Source organism: Burkholderia sp. BCC1047, from assembly GCF_902833155.1.
Taxonomy (GTDB): Bacteria; Pseudomonadota; Gammaproteobacteria; order Burkholderiales; family Burkholderiaceae; genus Burkholderia; species Burkholderia sola.
In genome coordinates, this window is the sequence record NZ_CADFEH010000004.1 from 167,527 (window position 1) to 189,325 (window position 21,799).

Below are 21,799 nucleotides of genomic sequence, written 5' to 3' on the forward strand. Positions count from 1 at the left end.
CATCGTTGCGCGTGCAAGTATCGGTCCGGTGGTGCGAGCTTCATGGCGGGTGTCCTCCAGCAAGGAGCGCGACGGCGCGCGGGAGACGGCGCCGTCGCGTGACGCGGACGTTATTGCAGCGTGGCGCCCGGCCCTTTCAGCAGGACGCTCTGGCGGCCGTCGATGCCGACCGGCACGTCGCCGTGAACGGTCGCGCGGCGCACGACGCGGCGCGCATCGCCGTAGTCGTTGATCGCGTAGTGCTGCGTCGCGCGGTTGTCCCAGATCGCGACGTCGCCTTCCTGCCAGTTCCAGCGCACGGTGTTCTCGAGGCGCGTCACGTGTTCGTGCAGCACCTGCAGCAGGTGCGCGGAATCCTGCGACGACAGTCCCTTGATCTTCTGCACGAAGTGCCCCAGCACGAGCGTGCGCTCGCCGGTCTCCGGATGCACGCGCACGACCGGGTGCTCGGTTTCGTAGACGGTCGACGTGAACACTTCGCGGTAGCGCTTCAGTTGCGTATCGTCGGCGTGCACGTGCGTCGACGCATAGTCGTACGCGTTCGTATGCAGCGCCCACAGCGTGTCGGCGAGCGCGCGCAGCGAATCGGGCAGATGCGCATACGCGGCGGCCGTATTGGCCCATACGGTATCGCCGCCGAACGGCGGGATCACGACCGCGCGCAGGATCGAGATCTTCGGGTACGCGTCGACGAAGGTCACGTCGGTGTGCCACGAATTGGCGCGTGCGCCGTGCGCGGAATCGAGTTCGAGCAGCGCCGCGCTGCCGTCGACGGACGGCACGGTCGGGTGCGCGACCGTGTCGCCGAAGCGGCGGGCGAACGCTTCCTGCGCGGTGTCGTCGAGATGGTGCTGGCCGCGGAAGAACAGCACCTTGTGGCGCAGCAGTGCGGCGTTGATCGCGTCGAACGTCGCGTCGTCGAGCGTGGCCGACAGCCGCACGCCGGCAATCTCGGCGCCGATCCTGCCGGCGACCTGGCGAAGCTGAAGCGGGACGGCGGCCGTGCGTGGCGCGGCGTGCGAAGCAGGCGAAGACGAGTGAGCGGCGTGCTGGACATCGGACATCGGGAGTCTCCTGGGAGTCGGGTCGGTCGAGTCTCCATTCAAGCAGGCGCGGCGCGGAACCGGAACCGATGAATCGTCACAACCTTAGCGTGCGCGCTGCGATGATCGATATGTGTCGTGATGCTGAACGATTTGGCGCGTCATGCGATCACCACGCGAGCCGCCATTCGCCGATCCGGTGCGGGCGCGCCGTGTCGATGCGCTTGCCGCCCGAACCGTCGTCATCCGGCGGTTCGCTGTCGTCGAAATCGGCGAGCACCGTGTCGCGCAAGCGCGCGAATGCCGGCGAATCGCGCCGGCGCGGCCGCGGCAGCGCGACGTCGACGATGCGCGCGATGCGGCCCGGACGTGGCGCCATCGTGACGACGCGGTCGCCGAGATAGACGGCTTCGTCGACGTCGTGCGTGACGAGGATCATCGTGATGCGCTCCTGTTCCCAGATGCGCAGCAGTTCGTTCTGCATCTTCGCGCGGGTCTGCGCGTCGAGCGCGCCGAACGGTTCGTCGAGCAGCAGCACGCGCGGCCGGTTCACGAGACCGCGCGCGATCGCGACGCGCTGCGCCATCCCGCCCGACAACTGGTTCGGAAACGCGTGCTCGAAGCCGTTCAGTCCGACGAGCGCGATGTGTTCCGCGATCGCGCGCCGTTTCGCGGCGGCGTCCAGCGGCGCGTTGCGCAGCGCGGCGCCGATGTTCTGTTCGACGGTCAGCCACGGGAACAGCCGGTGATCCTGGAACACGATACCGCGCTGCAGCGACGTGTCGCGTACGCGCTCGCCGCCGGCGCGGATTTCGCCGGTGTAATCGGTGTCGAGCCCGGCGACGAGCCGCAGCAGCGTCGACTTGCCGCAGCCGCTGGCGCCGACGATCGTGACGAATTCGCCGGCGCGCACGTGCAGCGACACGTCGTCGAGCACGGCGAGCGCCGCGCCGCGTTGCGCGTAGTGCTTGCTGACATGGAGGATGTCGAGCGAATCGGAGGCGAGAGTCGTCATGGCGGTACGGAAAAGGATGCGATACGGAAGGAGGGGAAGGAAAGGGCGCTCAGCGAGCGAGGTCGCCGCGCCGGGCCAGCACCTTGCGTTCGATCGCCCGCGCGGTCGCGTTCAGTGCCCAGCCGGTCACGCCGACGACGATGATTCCGAACAGCACGAGATCCATCCGGAACTGCTCGCTGCCGTCGATCAGCGTGTTGCCGATCCCGCTGCCGGCGACGAGCAGGTATTCGGCGCCGAGCGTCGCGAGCCACGAATAGATCAGGCCGAGATACAGGCCGGTGAAGATCGACGGCAGCGCGGCCGGCAGGATCACGTAGCGGATCAGTTGGAGTCGCGAGTAGCGCAGCGCGCGGGCGACGTCGACATACGTGCGCGGCACCGCGTGAATGCCGTCGCAGGTATGGGCGGCGACGGGCAGCAGCGCCGCGAGCGACAGGAACACGACCTTCGCGACGTCGCCGAGGCCGAACCACACGGAAATCAGCGGAATCCACGCGAACAGCGAGATCTGCTTGAACGTGTCGAAGCTCGGGCCGACCATCCGCGCGGCGACGCGCGACAGCCCGAGCAGGGCGCCGAGCAACAGCCCGCCCGTCGCGCCGATCGCGAACCCGCACGCTTCGCGCGCGAGCGACGCCGACAGCGCTCGGCCGAGCGCGCCGCTCGTGGCCTGCGCCCACGCGGTGTGCAGCACGTCGGCCGGGCCGACGAACAGCCCGCTTTTCACGAGGTGTGCGGAAGCGAGGGCCCACCAGCACGCAAACGCGGCGAGCGGCAGCACGACGCCGCGCCAGTCGGGCGCATGCAGGCGGCGGGCGGTCGTGGTGGGCGCTGTGAGCGACGGTGTAGCGGCATGCGGCACGGGCGATTCTCCTTCGAGGGCGGCTCAGCCGCGAAACGCGGACGGCACGCCGCGGCGCAGGCGGGCCTCGAGCGCGTCGAGCACCCGATTGATCAGCAGGCCGACCGCGCCGACCACGACCACGGCCGCCATCACGAGATCGAGCTGGAACAGTTGCCGTCCGTACACGATCAGGTAGCCGAGCCCTTCGGACGACGCGACGAGTTCGACCACGACGAGCGCGAGCCACGACTTCGTGAACGCGAGCCGCACGCCGGTCGCGAGCATCGGGATCGCAGCCGGCAGCACGACGTGGACGATGCGTTGCCGGCGCGTGTAGCCGAACCCGCGCGCGACTTCGTCGAGCGCGGGCGGCGTCTGGTGAAACCCCTGCAACGTGCTCAGCGTGACGGGGACGAGCGCCGCATGCGCGATCAGCAGGTACTTCAGCGGCTCGCCGACGCCCACGAGCAGCAGCAGGAACGGCAGCCAGCCGAGCACCGGAATCTGCACGAGCGCGTTGAAGCTCGGCAGCACGTAGGCTTCGAGCGTGCGCGACAGCCCGAGTGCGACGCCGATCGTTACACCGAGCAGCGTGCCGGCCGCGAAGCCGACCAGCACGCGCTGCAGGCTGATCAGCGTGTGGCGCACGAGGTCGCCGCTCGACGCGAGTTCGGCCAGCGTGTCGACCACGCGTTCGGGCGGCGGCAGGATTTGCGGCGCGATCCAGCCGCGCGCGCTGCCGACGCTCCACAACGCGAACAGCAGCGCGGGCAGCACCCACGGCGCGAGCTGCCACGCGAGCCGGTTCAGCGCTGCCGCGCGGCGCGGCGGCACGGCGAGCGTGTGCGACTCGGACGACGGGACGGGAAACGCGGTGTCGCTCATCGGGGCCGGTCCGGTCAGGAGAGGGGCTTGCCGGCCGCGTCATAACGCGGCCAGTAGTTTTCGAGCTTCAACGTGCGTAGTGCGTTGTCGAGATACTTCGGCTCGAACCAGCCGTCGACGTCGACCGGCTGGCGGATCAGCTTGAGGTTCAGCGCATCTTGAGCGACGGCCTTGTAGCGCGCGACGACGAACGGATCGATCAGCGGGGACAGGCGGTCCTTCAGGCGCTGGTTCGCGTAGTCGGCCTGCCACGACGAATACGGCACGCCGCTTTTCGTCCACAGCTTGAACAGCGCATCGCGGTTCGCCTCGTCCGACGACCATTGCGCGCCCTTCACGAACGCGGTGACGACGCGCTGCACGATGTCCGGGTGCGCGCGGTCGAAATCGTCGAGCACCAGCAGGTGGGTCTGGCGCGTCAGTTGCGGCCCGTCGTTCTGCGACTCGTAGATGATCTTCGCGAGGCCCGCGTCGCGCAGCTTGTAGAGCGCGTAGTCGCCGACCGACGCATCGATCCCTTTCGACGCGAGCGCGGCGAGCGAGCTGGCGGCGTCGAGATTGATCACGCGCAGGTCGCGTTCGCCGAGACCGTTCTTCGCGAGCGCGTTGTCGGCGACGAGCTGCAGGTTGGTGCCGCGGAAGATCGACACGCGGCGGTCCTTCAGGTCCTTGATCGAGCGGATCGCGGAGTCGGGCGGCACCGCGATCTTGATGCCCGAGCGTACGCTCGCGGCAAGCAGCAGGCGCGTCTTGATCCCGTTCGAACGCGCGAGTACGGCCGGCAGGTCGCCCTGGTACGCGAAGTCGAGCGCCTTGTTCGCGATCGCCTCGTTGACGGCCGGGCCGGCGCCCTTGAAGAACAGCCATTCCACCTTGATGCCGTCGGCGGCGAATTCCTTTTCGACGAGCTGCTGCAATTGCACGGTGGCGGCGCTCGATCCGCCGAACGTCGGTGGATCGCCGGCGCCTTGCTGGGCGACGCCGATGCGCAGGGTGGTGAGTTTGTCCGCGTGCGCGGCGGTGGCCGGCAACGCAAAAAGGGACGCGATCAGCAGCGATCGCAGCAGGCGCAGTGGGAGCATGAATCGATCGGTCAGGAGTAGGGTTGGGGCGGCGGTGCCGGGTGTCGGTCCGTCGGATCATTCTCGATGACGCGTTTGGGGCGGACAAGAAACGATTTGAACTATGCTTATCGCAGCGCGACGAGGGATGAAACCATGTCGCGCCTGGAACGCAGTCCTGGCGGCTGTGCGTGCGATAGCCAGGATGTCGTTCAAGAGAACGGTGATGCGGAGACGCCCATGCAAGTCCAGGATCTGACAGGCGCGCCGCTGGATTACTGGGTCGCGATGGCGGAAGGCCACGATGCGCCGCGTACCGACGCGTCCGGATGCACGTCAGTCCGCGAACCAGGCGGCGTGCCGACACCGTTCGCGCCCTCATCGTCCTGGGCGGACGGCGGCCCGATCGTCGAGCGGCTGCCGTTCGCCGCGTTCGAGCGCGACGGCGGGCGGGGCGCGTGGCATGCCGTGCTGCACCGCGCCGTGCCGGCTGCGGGCGAGCGCTGCACGTTCAACCAGTCGGGGCCGACGCTGCTGATCGCCGCGATGCGCACGCTCGTCGCGTCGACGTTCGGCGACGACGTGCCGGATCTCGATATGGCGCGGCCGCGCTGAGCACGTCCTCGCGCCGCGTCGCTCAGGCGGACACCTGCCGGACGGCGATCGACGCGACGTCGACGCGGCGCGGCAGGATCGCGTCCGCCGCCGCGCGATCGGCGACGCGCTGCAGCACGGCGATGTCGGCGTCGCTGAGGCTGCGTTGCGCGAGCGCGGCCCGGCGCGCGATATCGGTGGCCGCGTCGGGCGGCAGGCGCGTGAGCGACGCATAGACGCTCGCGTAGTCGGCCGGGTGCGCGAGCGCCCATTGGCCCGCGCGGGCGAGCCGTGCGAGCACGTCCGCCAGCGCCGCGCGCTTGCCGCGATCGTCGAGCGTGTCGACTGGCGACGTGAGGAACGCGAGCCCCGAATTGATGCCGCTGCCGTCGCGGACGATGCGCGCGCCGCGTCGCACCGCATGCCCGTAGTACGGATCGAACGTGGCCCAGATGCCGATCCGCTTCGCCTCGAACGCGGCGAACGCGTCCACCGGCAGCACGAAGCGCACGTCGACGTCGCGCGGCGCGAGCCCGTGTTCGCGCAGCGCGCCGTACAACTGGTATTGCGAGATGCTGCCGCGCGCCGACGACACGACGACGGTGTGCCCTTTCAGGTCGGCCACCGTGCGAACCGGCGATTCGGGCTGCACGACGATGCCGAGCGACGTCGGCGAGCCGACGCGCGTCGCGACGATCCGCAACGACGGATCGCCGAGCGCGGCCGTCAGGACCGGCAGGTCGCCAGCCGGTGCGAGGTCGATCGCGCCCGCACGCTGCGCTTCGAACAGCGGCGCGGCGCCCTGGAAGTTGGCCCAGCGGAACCGGTACGGCGCGCCGTCGAGCACGCGGGCGGCTTCGGCCAGCGCCCGCAGGCCGCCGGCCTGGTCGCCGAGGACGAGCGTGACGCCCGACAGGTCGCCGGCCGCGCGGGCGGGCAGCGCGAGGCCGCCCGCGAGCGGCGCGGCGGCGAGGGCGGCAAGGCGCTGCAGCGTGCGGCGGCGCGCGGTGGCGAAGGAGTGGGTCATCGGCGGCGTGTCCTCGGTGATCCGCGCGCGGGCGGCGCGGCTGCCGGGCAGGTTACGGAATCGGTTTCCGGCCGACAAACATCGAATCGTGGAATGCATATTCGCGTGATGACCGTCGATGCGGCCGCCGCTGACCCGACGCCCGAGCCTTGCGAGCGCGCCTTACGCGGCCGGCGCGACCGTGCGCAGGAATGCCCGCACCGCAGGCGCCTTTTCGAACCGTCGGTGCGCCAGCGCGAGCGCCGACATGATCGGCTTGCCGGCGATCGGCCGGTACACGACGCCCGGCAGCGACACGCAAGCCGCGAGCGCATCGGGAATCACCGCGACGCAGCCGTTCACCGACACGCACGCGAGCACCGCCAGCAGGCCGCCCGGCCGCGCGGCCACGACCGGCGCGAAGCGGCCGCGGCGCGCGACTTCGAGCGTGCCGAGCTCCTGTTCGGGCACCGCGAAGCGCGCGTCGGCGAGGTCCGCCGCGCGCACGGTGCCATCGCCGCATGGCGCGAATCGGCCGGCACGGCCGCGACGAACACGTCGCGCTGCAGCGTGACGATCCGCAGGCCGCCGGGCAGCGGCAACGGCGGGCGCACGTACGCGAGGTCGAGGCGGCCTGCGTCGAGCTGGTTCGCGACGTCGTCCATCGGCACTTCGCGCAGGTTCAGCTCGATGCGCGGGTGCGCGGTGCGGAACGCGCCGACCGTGCGCTGCAGCGTGCCCGAATAGACGGCCGACGACACATAGCCGATCTCGATCCGGCCGAGTTCGCCGCGTTCGGCCAGCGCGGCGAGTTCGCGACCGCGCTGCAGATGGTCGAACGCGGCCCGCGCTTCCGCGAGATAGGCTTCGCCGGCCGCGCTCAGCGTGACCGCGCGGCGCGACCGGTGAAAGAGCCGCACGCCGAGCACGCGCTCGGCTTCCTGGATCTGCCGCGTGAGCGCGGGCGGCGCCATGTCGAGCGCATCGGCCGCGCGCGCGAAGTGCAGATGTTGCGCGACGCTCAGGAAGGCGCGCACGTGACGGAATTCGAGCTGGCTCATGGTTGCACTTTTCGTCAACGAAATGGCATTGAAGTGTCAATGACAGGCAATAGAGGGCAAGCCTAGCATACGGCTCGTTCATCCTGTTCCGGAGTGGCCGATGTCCCAGTCTTCACCGGCGTCGCGCGCGAGCGCGGCTGCCGCCTCGCGCACCGGCGGCAACTTGCCTGCCGCCGCGACGCTCGCCGTCGCGTCCGCGACCTGCGCGCTGATCGTGCTCGACACGAACGTGGTGGCCGTCTCGCTGCCGAGCATCGCGCGCGGCTTTCACGCGAGCTTCGCCGATATCGAATGGGTCGTGAGCGCGTACATGACCGCATTCGCCGCGTGCCTGCTGCCGGCCGGCGGGCTCGCCGACCGCTTCGGGCGCCGGCGGATGCTCTTCGCGGGGCTCGCGCTGTTCTTCGTCGCGTCGCTCGGCTGCGGCATCGCGCCGTCGGCCGGCTGGCTGATCGCCGCGCGCGCGGTGAAGGGCGGCGGCGCCGCGCTGCTGCTGACCGCCGCGCTCGCGGTGATCGCGAACCGTTTCCCGGACGGGCGTGAGCGGGCGCGCGCGTGGGCGATCTGGGGCATGTGCATGGGAATCGCGACGGCGATCGCCCCGCTCGTCGGCGGGGCGATCACGCAATGGATCGGCTGGCGCTGGGTATTCCTGCTGAACCTGCCCGTCTGCCTGCTGCTGGCGGCCGGCGCGCGCGTCGCGATCGACGAATCGAACGATCCGCAGGCGAAGCGCGTGGACGCGGCCGGCAGCCTGCTGTTCGGCGCGGCGCTCGCCTGTGCGATCGCGGCGCTGATCGGCGCGCCGTCGCACGGCTGGCTGTCGGCCGCGACGCTGGGCCGGCTCGCGCTCGCGGCCGCGCTGCTGGCGGCATTCGTCGGCGCGGAGCGCTGGCAGGCGCGGCCGATGATCGATCTCGCGCTGTTTCGCCAGCCGCGCTTCGTCGGCGCGGTGCTCGCGATGTTCGGTTACGCGGCGTGCGCGCAGGTGATGATGACGTTCCTGCCGCTGTATCTGCAAAACGCGTTCGGGATGTCGGCGATCGATGCGGGGCTCGGGATGCTGCCGTTCGCGTTCGCGATGATCGCCGGCCCGTCGCTCGGTGCGGCGCTCGCCGCGCGCGTGTCGTCCGGCGGCGTGCTGGCAGGCGGGCTCGCGCTGATCGGCGCGGGCAATCTTGCGACCGCGGCGCTGACGGCCAGCGGCGACTACCGGCTCGTCGCGCTCGGCATGTTCGTGACGGGATGCGGCGCGGGCATCATGAACGGCGACACGCAGAAGGCGATCATGGCGTGCGTGCCGCCGGATCGCACGGGCATGGCGTCGGGCATCAGCACGACGACGCGCTTCTCGGCGATCGTGACGGCCGTCGGCGTGCTCGGCGCGGTGCTGGCGGCGACTACGCATGCGCGGCTCGACAGCCTGCTGTCCACGACGCCCGGCCTGCGCGCGTTCGCCGATGCATCCTTCATGTCGAGCCTGCTGGCCGGCGATCTCGCGCAGGCGCTCGGCCGCGTGCCGCCGTCGGCCGCCGGCGCGCTCGCGCAGGCGGCGCCCGTCGCGTTCGCGAGCGGGTTCGCCGATGCGTTGACGGTGAGCGGCGTGCTGGCGCTCGGTTCGGCCGTCGTTGCGTACAAGTTGCTTGCGCAACCGATGCGCGGACGCGCGTGACGTCGCGCACGATCCTGCTGTCGACGCTCGGGTCGGTCAGTGCGACTTCGTCGTGATGCGATGAATGCGTGCGGCCTGTGCGACGCGCGCCGGAGGCGACGCATGACAATGCGTGCCCGACCTGCGGCGCGTACGTCGGGCGGGCCCGGGCGGATCGGCGACGGCCGGCGCGGTTTTCGGCGCGTGTGCATCGGCCTCGGAAGCGGCAACGGCGGCGACCGCGGCGACCGCCGGCAGCATCGCATCGGCGTCGAGCCACGCGCGCGTCGCCTCCGCGATCAGCCCGCGCAGCCATCGACCGCCTTCCGCGCACGCGCCCGATTCGTTCCACGTCATCCGGTACGCGATGTCCGGCGGCTCGGCCGGCAGCGCGACCGCGGCGAGCGGCAGCAGCTTCGCGTAGTGCCGCGCGAGCCGGTACGTGGTGGTGAGGATCAGGTCGCTGCACACCAGCGCATGCGCGGCGAGTTCGAAATGCGGCAGCGTGACGACGATGCGCCGCTGCAGGCCCACGCGTTCGAGCTGCCGGTCGATCGCGCCGGACGCTTCGAGCCACGACGGCGTCGGGCACAGCTGCGGCGCCGCCGCGAACCCGGCGGCCGTCATCGCGCCGTGCCGCGCGAGCGGATGCGTCGCGCGCATCAGGCACACGACGCGGTCGTCGAACAGCTCGTCCTGCCGGAAGCGCGACCGGCGTGCGGGCCGGTTGTCGATCACGACGTCGAGTTCGCCGTCGGCCAGCGCGCGCTCGTCGTCGAACCCGTCGCCGAGCGGATGAAACACCAGTTGCGCGTTCGGCGCACGCTCGCGGAACAGCGCGACGAGCTTCGGCACGAACAGCACGTTCAGATAGTCGGGGCAGCCGATCCGGTAGGTGCGCACCGACGTGCGCGCGTCGAACCTCGGCTGCTGGACGCGGATGAAGTCGATCACGCGCAGCGCGTTGCGCAGCGGCTCGATCAGTCGCGCGCCGAACTCGGTCGGCACCATTCCGTAGCGGCTGCGCACCAGCAGCGGATCGCCGAGCAGCGTGCGCAGCCGCTTGAGCGCGGCGCTCGTCGCCGGCTGCGACATGTTCAGGCGCACGGCCGCACGCGACACGGTGCGCTCGGTCAGCAGCACGAGCAGGATGCGCATCAGCCGCGCATCGAGCACGTCGAGCGCGCACGCGGCGTCGCCCGCGTCGCGGGGCAGGGCGGCCGGGTCTAGCGGGTGCCGCATGCCGATACGCGTCCCGGCGAGACAGGCTGAGCGCGCCGCACGGCGGCCGGCCGGCGGCCCGTCATTTCGCGAAGGTGCCCGGCCAGCCGACGATCCGCTTCGGGCGCGGCGGCGCATACGTGCGGACCTTCGACGTCTTCAGCTTCAGGCGCACCAGCGATTCGGCGAGCGCGACCGCGGCCGACACGCCGTCGACGACCGGCACGCCCGTGCATTCCTCGATCTGCCGGTCGAGGCCGGCCATCCCGCCGCAGCCGAGGCAGATCACTTCCGCGCGATCGTCCTGCACCGCGTGCTGCGCTTCGCCGACGATCGATTCGATCGCGCGGGCCGGGTTCTCTTCCAGCTCGAGCACCGCGAGGCCGCTCGCGCGCACCGACGCGCAGCGCGCATCGAGCCCGGCGAGCTTCAGGCGGTCCTCGATCAGCGGCACTGTGCGGTCGAGCGTCGTGACGACCGAGTAGCGATGGCCGAGCAGCATCGCGACGCTCGCGGCCGCTTCGGTGATGTCGACGACGGGCACCGTCAGCAGTTCCTGCAGCCCTTCGCGGCCATGTTCGCCGTAGCCGGCCTGGATCACCGCGTCGTACGGTTCGTCGTAGCGCAGCACGCGATCCATCACGGCGATCGCTGCGAGGTAGCTCTCGAAGTTGCCTTCGATCGACTCCGCGCCGAAGCGCGGCGTGAGCCCGACGATCTCCGTGCCCGGCGACGCGGCGGCCTGTGCCTGCGCGGCGATCGCGTCGGTGATCGACTCGGTCGTGTTGACGTTGACTACCAGGATTCTCATTGGTGGCTCCGTATGCGTGTGTGTCAGTGGTGTGCGCAGGCGACCGCGATGTGTTCGCCCGAGCGCGCTTCGTAATGCCGCTTGCGATCGGCCGTCAGCCAGTACACGCTGCCCGCGATCGCCGCGCCGAGCAGCCACGAGAACGGCGTCATCGCGCTGAAGGCCGGCACGACGGCGAGCGCGATCGAGATCAGCGCGGACGGCACGAGCGCCGCGAGCGCCTTGCGGTTCACGCCGCGCGTGTAGAAGTAGGCGCCGGTCGGCGCTTCGGTATAGAGGTCGGGCACGTTCACGCGCTGCTTGCGCACGAGCCAGTAGTCGACCGTGATGATCCCGTACAGTGGGCCGAGCAGCGCGCCGAGGCCGGACAGGAAATAGACGATCACGATCGGGCTGTTGTACAGGTTCCACGGGAGGATCAGCACGGCGATCGTCGCGCTGATCAGGCCCGCGCGGCGGAACGACAGGCGGTGCGGCGCCAGGCTCGTCAGCACGAAGGCCGGCGCGACGAAGTTCGCCATGATGTTCACCGCGACCGTCACGATCAGGAACGCGAGGCAGCCGAGCACGAGGCACAGCTTGTTCGGCACCGTCGCGATGATTTCCGTCGGGCTGTGGATGATGTGGCCGTTCAGCTTGAACTGCGCGCCGGCCAGCACGAAGCTGATCGTCGCGAACACGAGGATGTTGACCGGCAGGCCCCAGAAGTTGCCGACGCGCACGGTTTTCGCGCTCGGCGACGAGCGGGCGAAATCGCAGAAGTTGAGCACCAGCGTGCCGTAGATCGCGAGCCACAGCGAGCCGCCCGCGAAGATTTCCGTCCACATCTTCACGCCGGTCATCGGCTTGCCGATCGACATCGCGAGCTGGCCGCCGGTGCGGCTGAACATCCATGCGGCGAGCGACAGCGTCGTGACGAGGATCACCGGGCCGGCGAGTCCCTCGTACTTGCGGACCATCTCCATCCCGTACGTGAGGATGCCGATCTGCACGAGCCAGATCGCGACGAACGTGATCCAGCCGAGCGTGGACAGCCCGAAGATCGCATTCTGGTCAAGCGCGGCGAGGCCCGGCCAGATCGCGGTCAGCAGCACGCGCAGCACGACCGACGCGAGATAGGTCTGGATACCGAACCATGCGATCGCGATCACCGCGCGGATCATCGCGGGCAGCAGCGCGCCGTAGATGCCGAAGCTCATCCGGCTGATCACCGGGAACGGTACGCCGGTCTTCTGGCCCATGTAGCCGGTGAGGTTCATGAAGTTGTACACGAGCACCGCGCCGATCGCGAGCGACGCAAGCATCTGCCACCCCGACAGGCCGAGCGCGAACAGCCCGATCGCGAACGAGTAGTTCGCGATGTTGTGCACGTCGTTGGTCCATAGCGCGAAGATGCTGTAGCGGCCCCACGTGCGGCCTTCGGCCTGGGTGGGCGCGAGGTCGGCGTTGTGCAGCCGCGGGCTCGGCGCGGGATCGCGCGCGGCCGTGTCGGTTCGATGCGATGCGTCGTCCGCGCCGGGCCCGATGCCCGCGCGGTGGATGGCTTCCAGTTGCACGCCGTTGTCTCCTTCCATGTGCGGGGCACGAAACCGGCCGCATGTCGTACGCAGCGCGGGCCGGGCCCCGGTGGACGTTATGTCTCGGATTTGTTCGCGAGTATGGGCGGCGGCTACCGCGATGGGAAATTAAATATTCGGCTGGGCGTCATTTGAAAAATGAATGCAATGGCGCGCGGCCGCGGAGAGGGGCGACGGCACGCATATTGCGAGTCAGCGGGTTCCATCCACATCGACATCAGCGGAGGTGTCATGCAGCGATATTCCATTCGTCACGTATCGCGAGCCGTCTTCGCCGGCATCCTGATCGCGGGCCTGGCGGCAGGCGCGGGTTGCCAGAAGAAGGGCGACAACGGCGCAGCCAGTTCGGATTCGAGCGCAGCGAGCGGCATGTCGGCCGCGCCTTCCACCGCACCGTCGGGCATGCCGAGCAGCGGCGCGGCCGGCACGACCCTGCCGGGTGCGGCTTCCGCGCCGGCCGGCGCGAGCGGCGGCGGTTGACCGGCATTCGGGGGATCGGCGGGCGGCGCGCCAGCTTGCCGCCCGTTCGCCCACCAAGCGCCGTGTCCGTCGGCGCGTGCGCCGAACGGCGCACGTGCGGGGCGGTGCGCATGAAAGATTTGCAAGGACCGTTGTAGCGAATTCCGGCCCGGCGACGACGGCGTGACGCCGACGTCCGCCGGCCGGGCAAGGAGGTGCGATGCAGAACGCGGAATCGAACCCTACCCCGGAAAAGCAGCGGGAACAGATTGCGAAGAGCCCGGTGAAGACGCCGGCGGCCGGCGACATGCCGGATGCGGCGACCCAGGCCGCCCAGACGGCGCAGCGTCCGCTGACGCCGGAGGCCGTTGCCGGGAAAATGCCGACCGGCCTGCCGGAGATCGACGTCGACGCGCACGCGGTCGACAGCGGCGATCCGGTGCGCCGGGCCGCCGGCCGGATCGTCACGCTCGACAACGCGAACATGGCGATGACCGACAACACGGTCGACGTCGACGGCAAAGGCATGGAGGCGCGCACCGGCGCGTCGGAACTGCAGGACAACGTGATCTATTCGAACGCGTCGCTCGACGAAGCGGTCGATACGCCCGACGAAGGGCTCGGCGGAATCGAGAGCCGGCCGTCCGGCAACATGCCGCAGATCGCGACGCGGCCGGGCTGGCGCGTGCGCCATGTCGGCGACGTCGACGTCGAGCACGGCGACGGGACGCGCGCCGAGCACGTGATCTGCCTCGAACGGGCCGACGACTGATAGCGGGCACCGATACCGACGCTTGATACCGCGCTTGATACCGGTATACGACACACGGCGGCCGATGCAATCGCACCGGCCGCCGTGTGTCGTTTTCGGCCCGTTGCCGCGTGAGTTCCTGCGTTATTGCGGCCCCAGCTCCTGCGCGGACGTATCGGCGTCGTTGCCCTGCGCGACGAGCACGTGAATGTCGTTCGGCGTCACGTCGCCGATACCGCCGGACGGAATCGTCAGGAGCAGCCAGTCCGCGTTGTTGGCGATGCTGACCGGCGCGGTCTTGAGGATCGGCGACTTGCTGCCGGCCGTCGTGACGATCACCTGGTAGGTGCCGCCGTTCAGGTAGACCGAATCCTGCGTCGACGCCGGCACGGCATTCTGGTAGGCCGCGCCTGCCAGCGTCGGGCTCTGCGTCGTGATGTCGGTGCCGGGCGGCACGACGTACACGTCCACGTTCTGCGCGTTCGGCGATGCGTTGAAGCCGCGCACGCGCGCCTTGTCCGACAGCAAGCCCTTCGCGTACGGATCGTCGATGACGGAGATCAGCGACGTCGTGCTCGGCAGCGCGATCGTCGTGTAGTGGTGCCCGTTCGCGGCGCTGAACGATTGGGATGCGACGGTCGCGGTCGTGCCCGACACGTCGTAGCTCGCGGTCTGCGTGCCCGAGTCGATGTCGTGATAGCGCGTCACGCCCTTGTATGCGACGCCCGACTGGTCGACCTTCGCGTTCAGGTAGTAGTCGAGGTTCGGGCCGGCCGGCACCGCGTTGATGAAGCGCGCCTGCGGCTTCGAGATGCCGAGTACGGTCCCGGCGTCGTCGCCGCCGCCGCACGCTGTGAGCACGGAAATGACCGAGCACAGGGCCACTATCGTTCGTATTGATTTCATGTCGTCCTCTCGTTCAGGAAACCTGCCTTGCGATGCGGGACCACCGCGCAAAGGATCGCGCGGGGCGCAGCGCCGGTTGGAAGGAAGATGGCTGTCCGCCGGATGGCGGGCGCGGAGATGACGCAAGCGATGTGCCTGTGCGCAGAAAAAGCCGGCGAACGACGGCGGGGTGCGCGACGCGGGGCGTGGGGGGAGCGGGCTGCGCGATCGACGCGGTTGTAAAAAGCACATCCGCTCACCACGCGCCGGGGCCAGCCGGCGTGCCGCACGCTCGCGGGAGCGTGCGCGAGAATCCGGCAGGCGGGCGCGCATCGACGGTCGCGCCGGCGTGAACGTCCGCGCGGGGCGGCGCGCCGGACGAAATGACCTGTCGGACGAAAACGATGGCCGGCGACGGCTGTAAATCTTGCCTGATTCGGCCATCGTTTAACCATTCGAAACAATGTGTTCACCGAAAGGGGCATGATCTCCGGCGATCGAGCAGGCATACTGTCGCCTATGTTGCTTAATGCACGCCGACCGGCGTGCGCTTGCCCTCCATGTCCATTCCAGTCTCTTTTCGAACCCTGCGATGGTTGACCATTGCGGCGACTGCATGCTTGCTCGCCGCGTGTTCGACTGCTTCCGACGTGACCGCGACGTCGAACCCGAACGTATTCACCGTGACGACGCGCACGGTCGGCGTGTCGACGACGTGGGCCGACGCCCATCAGAAGGCCGTCAGCGAAGCCACCAACTACTGCTCGCAGCGCGGGATGCGCGCGAGCATGAAGCAGGAATCGCTGACCGCCGGCCGCCGTGTCGACGCGCGCTCGGAACTCGCGTTCGAGTGCCATCCGACCTTCGAGACGGCGTCGAACCCGCGCGGTTGACCGATCGGCGGCATGATCGCGCCGCCCGCGTTTTCCTTCCCCCGCATGCAAACCGACCCGCGATGCCCTACGGGCACATCGCGGGTCGGCGCACGTCCGGCGTCGGCCGGGCGGGTCAGGCCGGCTGCGCCTCGTACAGCTTCACGCACGCGGAGAAGTCGAGCGTGCCGAGCCCCTGCTGGCTCATCGACTGATACAACTGCTGCGCGAGCGCGCCCATCCAGACCGGCTGATGGGCGCCGCGCGCGGCTTCGGTCGCGAGCCCGAGATCCTTCAGCATCAGGTTCGCCGCGAAGCCGCCCGCATAGCCGCGCGCGGCCGGCGCCGTGTCGCTGACGCCCGGATACGGGTTGTACGCGTCCGAACTCCAGCAGCGGCCCGTCGACGTGTTGATGATGCCGGCCAGCACCGGAGGCTCGATGCCGAGCGCCGCGCCGAGCGCCATCGCTTCCGCGACGCCCATCATCGAGATGCCGAGCAGCAGGTTGTTGCAGATCTTCGCGATCTGCCCGGTGCCGGTGCCGCCGCAGTGCACGACGTTCTTGCCCATGTCGAGCAGCACCGGGCGGATGCGCTCGAACAGCGGACCGTCCGCGCCGACCATGAAGGTCAGCGTGCCGGCCTGCGCGCCGCCGGTGCCGCCCGACACGGGCGCGTCGGCGAGCGGAAAGTCGCGCTGCGCGGCGGCGTCGGCCACCGCGCGCACGGTGCCGGGATCGATCGTGCTGCAGTCGATCAGCGTCGCGCCGGCGCGTGCGCCGGCCAGCACGCCGTCGTCGCCGAGGTAGACCGCGCGCACGTGCTGCGCGGCCGGCAGCATCGTGATGATCACCGAGCCGCGCGCGGCGGCGTCACGCGGCGACGCCGCCGCGGTCGCGCCGGCGCGCACCGCGGCGTCGACCGCATGCGCGTCGAGGTCGAACACCGTCAGCGCGTGGCCGGCCTTGAGCAGGTTGGCGGCCATCGGGCCGCCCATGTTGCCGAGTCCGATGAAGGCGATTTCCATGTGCGGGCTCCGTCGGGTCAGCGCAACGCGATCGTCGTGTTCACGCCGCCGGCCGTCGCGTCGTCGTCGAACCAGCGCGCGGTGACCGTCTTCGTCTGCGTGTAGAACTGCACGACCTGCTTGCCGTACGGGCCCAGATCGCCGAGCTTCGAGCCGCGCGAACCGGTGAAGCTGAAGTAGGGCACCGGCACCGGGATCGGGATGTTGATGCCGACCTGGCCGACGTCGATCTCGCTCTGGAACTTGCGCGCGGCCGCGCCGCTCTGCGTGAACAGGCCCACGCCGTTGCCCATCGGATTGCGGTTGACGAGCGCGATCGCGTCGTCGAGCGTGTCGGCTTCCATCACGACCACCACCGGCCCGAAGATTTCTTCCGTGTAGATCGACATGTCGGTCGTCACGCCCGAGAAGATCGTCGGGCCGACGAAGTTGCCATGCTCGTAGCCGGGCACCTTTACGTCGCGGCCGTCGAGCAGCAGCGTCGCGCCTTCCTTCACGCCGGCGTCGATCAGCGACAGGATGCGTTCCTTCGCCGCCTTCGACACGACCGGGCCGACGTCGGTGCCGGCTTCGGCTCCGGCGTTGACCTTCAGCGCCTTCGCCTTTTCGACGAGATCGGGCAGCCAGTCGCGCGCGCTGCCGACCAGCACGACGACGGAGGTCGCCATGCAGCGCTGGCCGGCCGCGCCGAAGCCCGCGCCGACGAGCGCGTTGATCGACTGCTCGCGGTGCGCATCGGGCAGCACGACCGCGTGGTTCTTCGCGCCCATCATCGACTGCACGCGCTTGCCGTGCTGGCTGCCGAGGTTGTACACGTGCGTGCCGACGCGCGTCGAGCCGACGAACGAGATCGCCTTGATGTCCGGGTGCGTGCACAGGCGGTCGACCACCGTCTTGCCGCCGTGCACGACGTTCAGCACGCCTTGCGGCACGCCGGCCTCGAGCGCGAGTTCGACGAGCTGCATCGTCGACAGCGGGTCCTGCTCCGATGGCTTCAGCACGAACGTGTTGCCGCAGACGATCGCCATCGGGAACATCCACAGCGGAATCATCCCGGGGAAGTTGAACGGCGTGATGCCCGCGCACACGCCGATCGGCTGGCGCAGCGTGTAGGTATCGACGCCGCCCGCGACGTTCTCCGCGAATTCGCCTTGCTGCAGCGTGCCGATCGAGCACGCGTGCTCGACCACTTCGAGGCCTCGGAAGATGTCGCCTTGCGCATCGGGTAGCGTCTTGCCTTGCTCGGCCGTCAGCGTGTGCGCGATCCGTTCGAGATTGCGGCGCACGAGATCCTGGAACTTCAGCATGATGCGCAGCCGCGCGCCGATCGGCGTCGTCTTCCACGTCTGGAACGCGCGCTGCGCGGACGCGATCGCGGCATCGACCTCGTCGAGCGTCGCGTACGGCACGCGGCCGATCGCTTGCTGCGTCGCGGGGTTCACGATGTCGCCCCGTTCGGCGCTTTGCGAGTCGACGAACGCGCCGTCGATCAGCAGCTTGGCGGTGGGCAGGGCGAGGGTGGTCTGGGGAACTGCGGCGTTCATGGAACTCTCTCCGGGGAAACGGTGTGGCGAGGACAAAGGGGGGCTGCGTCCGCCGCGCGTGCAGGCGCGGCGGGCGGCAGGACGAACTGGATTCGATCGAATGCCGGCCGGCGTGCTCAGGCGCGCGCCGGACGCATCAACGCGGTACACGCGAGCGCGAACACGCCGAAGCCGACGAGGTACGCGATCACGTAGTGCGGCTGGCCGCCGCCGGCCTTCAGCAGCGACGTCGCGATCATCGGTGCGAAGCCGCCGCCGATCACGCCGGCCAGCTGCACCGACAGCGAGATGCCGCTGTAGCGGATTTCCGCGGGAAACTGCTGCGCGAAAAGCAGCGATTCCGGCGCATAGAGGATCGGAAACACGACGCCGAGGCCGAGCACGATCGCCCACCATGCATACGACGTCTGCTGCGTGCCGAGCATCATGAAGAACGGCGCGGCGAACGCGCACATCAGCACGAGGCCGATCGCGAACATCCGGCGCTGGCCGATGCGGTCGCTCAGATGCCCGCACAGCGGCATCGTCACGAGCGACAGCGCGGCGCCGGCCGTGATTGCGTGCAGCATCTCGGCCTTCGGCAGATGCAGCTGCTGCGTCGCGTAAGCGAGCGCGAACGTGACGACCATGTAGAACCAGGTGTTCTCGGCGGCGCGTGCGCCGACGATCGTCAGCACTTCGCGCGGATGGCGGCGCAGCGCGGCCGTCACCGGCGATTTCTCGGCCTTGCCCTGCTTGCGGACCTTCTCGAAGTCGGGCGATTCCGGCACCTTCGCGCGGATGAACCAGCCGAGGCCGACGAGCGCGATGCTCGCGAGGAACGGCACGCGCCAGCCCCACGACAGCATGTCGGCTTCCGGCAGCGCGGCCACCGCGGCCATCGCGAGCGACGACAGGATCAGGCCGAGCCCGACGCCCGTCTGCGGCAGGCTGCCGAACAGCCCCTTGCGGCCTTTCGGCGCATGCTCGACGGCCATCAGCACCGCGCCGCCCCATTCGCCGCCCACCGCCATCCCCTGCAGGAAGCGCATCGCGATCAACAGCGCGGCGGCCCAGTAGCCGATGCTGTCGTACGACGGGATCAGCCCGATGATCATGCTCGGCACGCCCATCAGCAGCAGCGTGATCATCAGCATCGACTTGCGGCCGATGCGGTCGCCGAAGTGGCCGAACACGATGCCGCCCATCGGCCGCCCGATGAAGCCGACCGCGAACGTGCCGAACGCGGCGAGCGTGCCGACGACCGGGTCCAGCGACGGGAAGAAGATGCGGTTGAACACGAGCGCGGCGGCCGTGCCGTACAGGAAGAAGTCGTACCACTCGATCGTGGTGCCGGCCATGCTGGCCCAGCCGGCCAGCAGGTAATGCTTCGCGGTGCGCTCGGGCGCCGGCGTCGCGATGGTCGCATGCTCATCGAGGGTGGATCGGGTCTGCATGGTGTCTCCGGTTTTATTGCCCGCGGCTCATGGTCCGCAGGTCACGGTCGAGTATAGTTATGCGCAGATTCACGATGTACCGATAAAGAAACCGGTTGGATGTGCATTTATGCATATCGACGGCCGGCCCGGAGACCCCCGCTTTTTTCCTCGCCGATGCGACATGCCACCGAGCCGGTTTCCGGCAACCTGAACTGGGACGACCTGCGCTTTTTCCTCGAAGTCGCGCGCACGCAGCGCGCAAGCGGCGCGGCGAAGCGGCTCGGTGTCGACTACACGACCGTCGCGCGGCGCATTCGCGCGCTCGAAGCCGCGATGGGCACGCTGCTGTTCGACAAGTCGCGCTCCGGCGGCTTCACGCTGACGGCCGAAGGGCAGCGGCTCGTCGCGTATGCGGATGCGATGGAGACGACCGTGCAATCCGCGTGCGACCAGGTCGCGAATACCGGCGAGGCGCTGTCGGGCCACGTGCGGATCGGGTCGACCGAAGGGTTCGGCTGCTTTTTCCTCGCGCCGCAGCTCGCGCAGTTCCGCGCCGCGCATCCGCACGTGACGGTCGACCTGCTGCCGGTGCCGCATTTCGTCAACCTGCCGAAGCGCGAGGCCGATCTCGCGATCACGCTCGAGCGGCCCGAGCGCGGGCCTTACGTGGTCACGAAGCTGTGCGACTACCAGTTGCGGCTCTATGCGACGCGCGACTATCTGGCGAATCACGCGCCGATTACCTGCACGGACGATCTCGCGCAGCACGCATTCATCAGCTACGTCGACGATCTCGCGTTCAGCAACGAGCTGCTGTACCTGGACCGTGCGGTGCCTGGTGCTACGGCCGGGTTGCGCACGACGAGCGTGATCGCGCAGGTTTTCGCGGCGCTGCAGGGCGGCGGCCTTGCGATCCTGCCGTGCTTCATCGCGGCCACGCAGCCGGCGCTGGTGCCCGTGCTGCCGAACGACGTGGTCGTCACGCGGTGTTTCTGGCTGACGTGCCGCGAGGATCTGCGCAAGCTGCGGCGCGTGACCGCGCTGTGGGATTACCTGCGCGCGGCGGCGGACGCCAATCGCGCGCTGCTGTCGGGGGAGTCGGGCACGCTGAGGTTCGTCGACGAGCCGGCGTAGCGGTCGACGGGCGGGGCGCGACGGCGACGCGACGATCGATCTGGATGACAACACGGCCGGCGGCGATTCGACTGGCTAGCGGGGAGAGGGCAAATGGCGTTGACGCATGCGGGCAAGGTTTTCGTGGTGTGCGTGGTGGTATTCGGCGTGACCGCCTACTGGCTCGCGTCGCGCATGGTGCGCCGACAGACGGGCGGCAAGCGCGGCTCCGGCGGCGCGGTCGCGTTCTGGTGGCTCGTATGTTTTTGCCTGGTGTCGCTGTTGTTCCCGTTCGCGTACTGGATCGGCGACGAGCTTTACGCACTCACGGTGTCGCCGAAATACGAAGCGACCGTCGTGTCCTACCAGTCCGAGTGGGATACCTGCGAGCGCCGCGACAGTTCGGGGCGAACCTCGTCGTACCGGTGCATCAAGTACACGTCGATCCTGGAAGCCGTGATGCCGGATGGCGAACGTATCACGCTACCCGGCAACATTCGCTCGGGCGCCGTGCCCGAAATCGGCGAGAAGATCGATGTCGTATTGCCGCAAGGGGCGCATCAGTGGCACGAACGGAGCGTGCGGAGTGTCGGGCTGCTGGCCGGCGGCACGGTGATGGTCGCGATCATCGGGTATTTCGTGTACCTGATCGCGGCGTACGGGGCCGGGAAGAAGATCGACGGCGCGGCGCGCTTCGGCGTGGCGGCGGTGCTGAACGGACTCGTGCCGCTTGGCGCGCTGTTGATGGAACTTGCCTTCCTGAGCGTGCCGTACCGTTACTGGGCGCACGGGAATCCGCAGCAATGGCCAGTGTGGGTGCTCGCGCTGTGCCTGCTGTTCGCGCTGGCGCTGCTGCCGTTGCTGCTCATCTACGCGCGAACCGCATGGCGGGCGGTGGTGAAGTAGCGGAGGTGCGCCGCCTCGCGATCGCGGCGCGGGGGCGGGCCGCGTCGCCGGC

General features: G+C 69.4%; 20 protein-coding genes and 1 pseudogene. 7 read left to right on the plus strand and 14 right to left on the minus strand.

From position 1 onward, the window contains the following. Nucleotides 1-110: 110 nt before the first annotated feature. From HWX55_RS06840 to HWX55_RS06860, 5 genes are all read right to left on the minus strand, one after another. Nucleotides 111-1,064 (minus strand): TauD/TfdA family dioxygenase, encoded by a 954-nt coding sequence (locus HWX55_RS06840; RefSeq protein WP_175974945.1) that lies wholly within the window; start codon nucleotides 1,062-1,064, stop codon nucleotides 111-113. A gap of 148 nt (nucleotides 1,065-1,212) precedes the next feature. Next, nucleotides 1,213-2,058 (minus strand): ABC transporter ATP-binding protein, encoded by an 846-nt coding sequence (locus HWX55_RS06845; protein ID WP_175974947.1) that lies wholly within the window; start codon nucleotides 2,056-2,058, stop codon nucleotides 1,213-1,215. 49 nt (nucleotides 2,059-2,107) lie between these two features. Then, entirely contained in the window at nucleotides 2,108-2,923 is an 816-nt protein-coding gene (locus HWX55_RS06850) for an ABC transporter permease (RefSeq protein ID WP_175974948.1), read from the minus strand. Between the two features lie 24 nt (nucleotides 2,924-2,947). Beyond that, nucleotides 2,948-3,790, minus strand: a complete 843-nt coding sequence (locus HWX55_RS06855; protein ID WP_175974950.1) for an ABC transporter permease — start codon at nucleotides 3,788-3,790, stop codon at nucleotides 2,948-2,950. 14 nt (nucleotides 3,791-3,804) lie between these two features. Next, entirely contained in the window at nucleotides 3,805-4,872 is a 1,068-nt protein-coding gene (locus HWX55_RS06860; protein ID WP_175974952.1) for an ABC transporter substrate-binding protein, read from the minus strand. A 219-nt stretch (nucleotides 4,873-5,091) separates the two neighbouring features. Here HWX55_RS06860 and HWX55_RS06865 point away from each other — a divergent pair, with 219 nt between their 5' ends. Further along, the gene (locus HWX55_RS06865; protein ID WP_175974953.1) at nucleotides 5,092-5,466 is read left to right on the plus strand and encodes a phage protein NinX family protein; all 375 of its coding nucleotides are present in this window, start codon (nucleotides 5,092-5,094) and stop codon (nucleotides 5,464-5,466) included. Nucleotides 5,467-5,488: 22 nt separating this feature from the next. Here the strand turns inward: HWX55_RS06865 and HWX55_RS06870 are convergent, their stop codons facing one another. Together HWX55_RS06870 and HWX55_RS06875 are read right to left on the minus strand one after the other, a co-directional pair. After that, on the minus strand, nucleotides 5,489-6,472 hold the full coding sequence (locus HWX55_RS06870) for an ABC transporter substrate-binding protein (RefSeq protein WP_175974955.1): 984 nt from the start codon (nucleotides 6,470-6,472) through the stop codon (nucleotides 5,489-5,491). Nucleotides 6,473-6,634: 162 nt separating this feature from the next. After that, nucleotides 6,635-7,512 (minus strand): annotated as a pseudogene (locus HWX55_RS06875) (LysR family transcriptional regulator). A 100-nt stretch (nucleotides 7,513-7,612) separates the two neighbouring features. On the opposite strand from HWX55_RS06875, the gene HWX55_RS06880 reads away from it, so the two are divergent. Continuing rightward, a complete protein-coding gene (locus HWX55_RS06880; RefSeq protein WP_175974957.1) occupies nucleotides 7,613-9,184 on the plus strand; it encodes an MFS transporter in 1,572 nt (523 codons plus the stop codon). 36 nt (nucleotides 9,185-9,220) lie between these two features. Here HWX55_RS06880 and HWX55_RS06885 read toward each other — a convergent pair whose 3' ends face one another. The 3 genes from HWX55_RS06885 to HWX55_RS06895 form a co-directional block, all read right to left on the minus strand. After that, nucleotides 9,221-10,405, minus strand: coding sequence for a LysR family transcriptional regulator (locus HWX55_RS06885; RefSeq protein ID WP_175974958.1), 1,185 nt, complete (start codon nucleotides 10,403-10,405; stop codon nucleotides 9,221-9,223). A 61-nt stretch (nucleotides 10,406-10,466) separates the two neighbouring features. Further along, nucleotides 10,467-11,195: an aspartate/glutamate racemase family protein gene (locus tag HWX55_RS06890; RefSeq protein ID WP_175974959.1), complete on the minus strand. Its 729-nt coding sequence runs from the start codon at nucleotides 11,193-11,195 to the stop codon at nucleotides 10,467-10,469. Nucleotides 11,196-11,218: 23 nt separating this feature from the next. After that, nucleotides 11,219-12,769, minus strand: coding sequence for an NCS1 family nucleobase:cation symporter-1 (locus HWX55_RS06895; protein WP_175974960.1), 1,551 nt, complete (start codon nucleotides 12,767-12,769; stop codon nucleotides 11,219-11,221). A gap of 234 nt (nucleotides 12,770-13,003) precedes the next feature. On the opposite strand from HWX55_RS06895, the gene HWX55_RS06900 reads away from it, so the two are divergent. Together HWX55_RS06900 and HWX55_RS06905 are read left to right on the plus strand one after the other, a co-directional pair. Continuing rightward, nucleotides 13,004-13,252 (plus strand): hypothetical protein, encoded by a 249-nt coding sequence (locus tag HWX55_RS06900; RefSeq protein ID WP_175974961.1) that lies wholly within the window; start codon nucleotides 13,004-13,006, stop codon nucleotides 13,250-13,252. A 199-nt stretch (nucleotides 13,253-13,451) separates the two neighbouring features. Continuing rightward, on the plus strand, nucleotides 13,452-14,003 hold the full coding sequence (locus tag HWX55_RS06905; protein ID WP_175974962.1) for a DUF3005 domain-containing protein: 552 nt from the start codon (nucleotides 13,452-13,454) through the stop codon (nucleotides 14,001-14,003). Between the two features lie 123 nt (nucleotides 14,004-14,126). Here HWX55_RS06905 and HWX55_RS06910 read toward each other — a convergent pair whose 3' ends face one another. Continuing rightward, nucleotides 14,127-14,888 carry a DUF4397 domain-containing protein gene (locus tag HWX55_RS06910; RefSeq protein WP_050013745.1) on the minus strand — a complete coding sequence of 254 codons (762 nt, stop codon included), beginning with the start codon at nucleotides 14,886-14,888 and terminating at the stop codon, nucleotides 14,127-14,129. Between the two features lie 539 nt (nucleotides 14,889-15,427). Between HWX55_RS06910 and HWX55_RS06915 the strand changes: the two genes are divergently transcribed. Then, on the plus strand, nucleotides 15,428-15,760 hold the full coding sequence (locus HWX55_RS06915; protein ID WP_050013746.1) for a hypothetical protein: 333 nt from the start codon (nucleotides 15,428-15,430) through the stop codon (nucleotides 15,758-15,760). Nucleotides 15,761-15,875: 115 nt separating this feature from the next. Here the strand turns inward: HWX55_RS06915 and mmsB are convergent, their stop codons facing one another. From mmsB to HWX55_RS06930, 3 genes are all read right to left on the minus strand, one after another. Continuing rightward, nucleotides 15,876-16,766, minus strand: coding sequence for a 3-hydroxyisobutyrate dehydrogenase (gene mmsB / locus HWX55_RS06920; RefSeq protein ID WP_175974963.1), 891 nt, complete (start codon nucleotides 16,764-16,766; stop codon nucleotides 15,876-15,878). A gap of 17 nt (nucleotides 16,767-16,783) precedes the next feature. Next, nucleotides 16,784-18,310, minus strand: a complete 1,527-nt coding sequence (locus HWX55_RS06925; protein WP_175974964.1) for a CoA-acylating methylmalonate-semialdehyde dehydrogenase — start codon at nucleotides 18,308-18,310, stop codon at nucleotides 16,784-16,786. Nucleotides 18,311-18,426: 116 nt separating this feature from the next. Then, a complete protein-coding gene (locus HWX55_RS06930) occupies nucleotides 18,427-19,746 on the minus strand; it encodes an MFS transporter (RefSeq protein ID WP_175974965.1) in 1,320 nt (439 codons plus the stop codon). 156 nt (nucleotides 19,747-19,902) lie between these two features. Here HWX55_RS06930 and HWX55_RS06935 point away from each other — a divergent pair, with 156 nt between their 5' ends. Next, complete coding sequence (locus tag HWX55_RS06935; protein ID WP_175974966.1) at nucleotides 19,903-20,862, plus strand: LysR family transcriptional regulator; 960 nt, start codon at nucleotides 19,903-19,905, stop codon at nucleotides 20,860-20,862. 93 nt (nucleotides 20,863-20,955) lie between these two features. Next, entirely contained in the window at nucleotides 20,956-21,747 is a 792-nt protein-coding gene (locus tag HWX55_RS06940; RefSeq protein WP_175974967.1) for a uracil permease, read from the plus strand. Nucleotides 21,748-21,799: the final 52 nt, after the last annotated feature.

What these genes read in the sequence shown, in the direction of transcription:
- HWX55_RS06840 (WP_175974945.1), bottom strand. Translation starts at nt 1,064, where the DNA reads ATGTCCGATGTCCAGCACGCCGCTCACTCGTCTTCGCCTGCTTCGCAC.
- HWX55_RS06845 (WP_175974947.1), bottom strand. Translation starts at nt 2,058, where the DNA reads ATGACGACTCTCGCCTCCGATTCGCTCGACATCCTCCATGTCAGCAAG.
- HWX55_RS06855 (WP_175974950.1), bottom strand. Translation starts at nt 3,790, where the DNA reads ATGAGCGACACCGCGTTTCCCGTCCCGTCGTCCGAGTCGCACACGCTC.
- HWX55_RS06860 (WP_175974952.1), bottom strand. Translation starts at nt 4,872, where the DNA reads ATGCTCCCACTGCGCCTGCTGCGATCGCTGCTGATCGCGTCCCTTTTT.
- HWX55_RS06865 (WP_175974953.1), top strand. Translation starts at nt 5,092, where the DNA reads ATGCAAGTCCAGGATCTGACAGGCGCGCCGCTGGATTACTGGGTCGCG.
- HWX55_RS06870 (WP_175974955.1), bottom strand. Translation starts at nt 6,472, where the DNA reads ATGACCCACTCCTTCGCCACCGCGCGCCGCCGCACGCTGCAGCGCCTT.
- HWX55_RS06880 (WP_175974957.1), top strand. Translation starts at nt 7,613, where the DNA reads ATGTCCCAGTCTTCACCGGCGTCGCGCGCGAGCGCGGCTGCCGCCTCG.
- HWX55_RS06885 (WP_175974958.1), bottom strand. Translation starts at nt 10,405, where the DNA reads ATGCGGCACCCGCTAGACCCGGCCGCCCTGCCCCGCGACGCGGGCGAC.
- HWX55_RS06890 (WP_175974959.1), bottom strand. Translation starts at nt 11,195, where the DNA reads ATGAGAATCCTGGTAGTCAACGTCAACACGACCGAGTCGATCACCGAC.
- HWX55_RS06895 (WP_175974960.1), bottom strand. Translation starts at nt 12,769, where the DNA reads ATGGAAGGAGACAACGGCGTGCAACTGGAAGCCATCCACCGCGCGGGC.
- HWX55_RS06900 (WP_175974961.1), top strand. Translation starts at nt 13,004, where the DNA reads ATGCAGCGATATTCCATTCGTCACGTATCGCGAGCCGTCTTCGCCGGC.
- HWX55_RS06905 (WP_175974962.1), top strand. Translation starts at nt 13,452, where the DNA reads ATGCAGAACGCGGAATCGAACCCTACCCCGGAAAAGCAGCGGGAACAG.
- HWX55_RS06910 (WP_050013745.1), bottom strand. Translation starts at nt 14,888, where the DNA reads ATGAAATCAATACGAACGATAGTGGCCCTGTGCTCGGTCATTTCCGTG.
- HWX55_RS06915 (WP_050013746.1), top strand. Translation starts at nt 15,428, where the DNA reads ATGTCCATTCCAGTCTCTTTTCGAACCCTGCGATGGTTGACCATTGCG.
- mmsB (WP_175974963.1), bottom strand. Translation starts at nt 16,766, where the DNA reads ATGGAAATCGCCTTCATCGGACTCGGCAACATGGGCGGCCCGATGGCC.
- HWX55_RS06925 (WP_175974964.1), bottom strand. Translation starts at nt 18,310, where the DNA reads ATGAACGCCGCAGTTCCCCAGACCACCCTCGCCCTGCCCACCGCCAAG.
- HWX55_RS06930 (WP_175974965.1), bottom strand. Translation starts at nt 19,746, where the DNA reads ATGCAGACCCGATCCACCCTCGATGAGCATGCGACCATCGCGACGCCG.
- HWX55_RS06935 (WP_175974966.1), top strand. Translation starts at nt 19,903, where the DNA reads ATGCGACATGCCACCGAGCCGGTTTCCGGCAACCTGAACTGGGACGAC.
- HWX55_RS06940 (WP_175974967.1), top strand. Translation starts at nt 20,956, where the DNA reads ATGGCGTTGACGCATGCGGGCAAGGTTTTCGTGGTGTGCGTGGTGGTA.